Raw genomic sequence first — 2,497 nt, forward strand, 5'->3', positions numbered from 1 at the left:
TCATCCGCACGGGATACGATAGCTTCGAGCCTAGCGTAGATCGCAGCGTACTTAGTTTCGATCCCGCCGCGTCTATCAAGCACGAGCTTCTATTCTTTCTCTCCATCGTAAAAAGTCTGAAATTAAACGAAAATATCTGGCAGGATTAAATTTTAAATTTGATCTTAAATCCGTAAATACAGAGGCTTTTCGCCGCCGCGAAATTTTGAAATTCCGTTTGAAATTTACGCGCTACTACGCCGCAACCGCTGCGATAAAATTCTATTTGAAATTTCAAGGACATTTAAACCATGGAATTTATAGGATTGTTGTAGCGACGCAAATTTTGCGACATAAGATTTAGGGCTTTTGGCTATTTCGCCCTAGCATATTGTGACAAAATCAGCGATCTATTTTAGCTCCAAAAGCTGTTTAACATCGCCTTTGCTTAAATACGGCGCAAATATATGCTGCGGCTGCGAGCCACTTAGTTTTACTAGCATATCGCCTGCGCCTAGAAGCTTTTCGGCTCCGCTTTCGTCCAAGACAATCTGAGAGGCTTTGGCATTTTGCACTTTTAAGGCGATTCGTAAATCAAAATTTGCGCGCAATTCTTGCTTAAAAATATTTGCATTGGGCGTTTGGGTCGCTATGATTAGATGAATGTCCGCAGCACGAGCCTTTTGTGCCAAGATCACGATACTATCTTGAAGCATCTTAATCTGACCGAAAGCATCAGCAACTTCATCGAAAACCACAACTATACTTGGCATCGGAGTAGAAAGTTCAGCGTTTTTGCTGACACCTTCTTTGGCTAGAACACTATAACGTCTATCCATTTCCTTAATGACAGCATCAATCACGGTTTGTGTATGAGATATATCCTTGACTACTCCGCCAAGCTCGCTTAAACTTCTTAGTTTATCGTAAATACCAAACTCAGCTCCATTTTTAGGATCTATGAGTACAAAGCGTATATTTTGATTTAACATTGCTAGCGACGTAATGAGCGTATGTAAAAGCATGGACTTGCCGCTACCGCTAGTACCACCGATAAGCAAGTGCTGTGATAAATCAAAGAAAAATGCCTCACTTTTGATATTACGACCGCAATAAGCGGGCAAAGCGTAGCTTTTTGTATAGCTAGATATATCGAAACCAAAATCATCTGCATCAAATTTTTTCCACTGACTTTTAGGTCTAGGCAAATATAAATTTAAGCTCATCTGTTCACCCGCGTATTGTGTTAAAGCATCGGAGTAAAGACCAAATTTTACCTTGTAGTCATCAACTTCGTTTTCAACCCGGGCATAGTCTTTCATATCTTTAAAGCGGATTTTAAATACGTCGTGACGCAATGCATGGTCACTAGATAGAATTTCTGCTTTTATACCGGCGGAAGTAAAATATTCTCGTATCTTATCCTCATCTACCCTTTCAGAAATTGATTCTTCTGTAGGTAGAATTTTTGGCTCTATTGTAACGCTAAATTCATCAATCAGGAATTGATAAAAGTCATCCTTGCTTTTGTAGAGATTATTTAGCTCGTAAAGTCCACGATGTATATATTTTTCGATAGCACTAATAAAAATTGCATCGTCGCTAAAATCTAGATTTTCACTCTTATGCCTTAGCATAAAAGCTGCACGCAAAATATCTGTATAGTCTTTAGATTCTTTGCCGCTGCCAGTTACTTGGGACATATTATATTCTCCACCCCCACTAGAGAATCCATCGTATAGGATGAAATTAGCATAACATGGATTATCTAAACTTTTATATTCTAAGCGAAAGGATTTGTTAATTGCCATCCTCAAAATTACATATTTAGGCACATCTACGGCTAGAGAATTTTTTATAATATTAGCAATGAAATTCTCTTCGCCGGCTTTGGTATAAATTTTCCCTAGCATTATTCTCTCCTTGGTTTTATGCTTGCACTATCTCGTGAATCTTTATCATTAGTGATGTCGTAAATCCCTGCGATTTTACCGCTTGCAAATTCCAGCTCTCTTTGGCTAAATTCAGTATCTGTAGGTAACACGATAACTTGATTGGACGCATTTGCATAATAGTTTTGAATGACATTCTTACGGTTAGAGGCATCTAGTCTGGCTAGTGGAGTATCAATAATAAGAGGCAAGCATCTATCGCTTAACTTAGATAACGCCCAAAATATGCTAATCGCAGCAATTTGTTTCTGACCTGCACTCTGGCTTCGTACAGCAATAGCTTCTCCGCTTGCATCGATAAATTTCACGATGAAGTTATCGATCTTAATGTCCGCTACGTTATCCTCGGCGATTAGATGCTTATAATTAGACAAAATTTTATCTTTTAGTCTCTCTCCGGTTCTTGTTATGCGTCCCGATTTGTAGGTGATAATCTGAGTCTTAATCTCCGATAGCAAATTCAACTTCTTTTTAATACGTAAGTCGCGGGCCGCTTTATCTTTTAACGCAGCAATTTCTATTTCTAGCTCGCCTATATGCTTTTCAGAATTGGTTTTTTGTTCGAT

The 2,497-nt window shown here is 38.6% G+C and carries 1 protein-coding gene and 1 pseudogene; both read right to left on the reverse strand.

What is annotated here, in order from left to right; genetic code table 11:
* Nucleotides 1-389 precede the first annotated feature (389 nt).
* Complete coding sequence (locus Q0135_RS03890) at nt 390-1,892, reverse strand: FtsK/SpoIIIE domain-containing protein (protein ID WP_297988416.1); 1,503 nt, start codon at nt 1,890-1,892, stop codon at nt 390-392.
* Nucleotides 1,892-2,497, reverse strand: a pseudogene (locus Q0135_RS03895) (hypothetical protein); the annotation flags it as partial. The gene Q0135_RS03890 and the pseudogene Q0135_RS03895, both read right to left, overlap by 1 nt.

Origin of the sequence: uncultured Campylobacter sp., assembly GCF_937981295.1 — a bacterium.
Classification (GTDB): Bacteria; Campylobacterota; Campylobacteria; order Campylobacterales; family Campylobacteraceae; genus Campylobacter_B.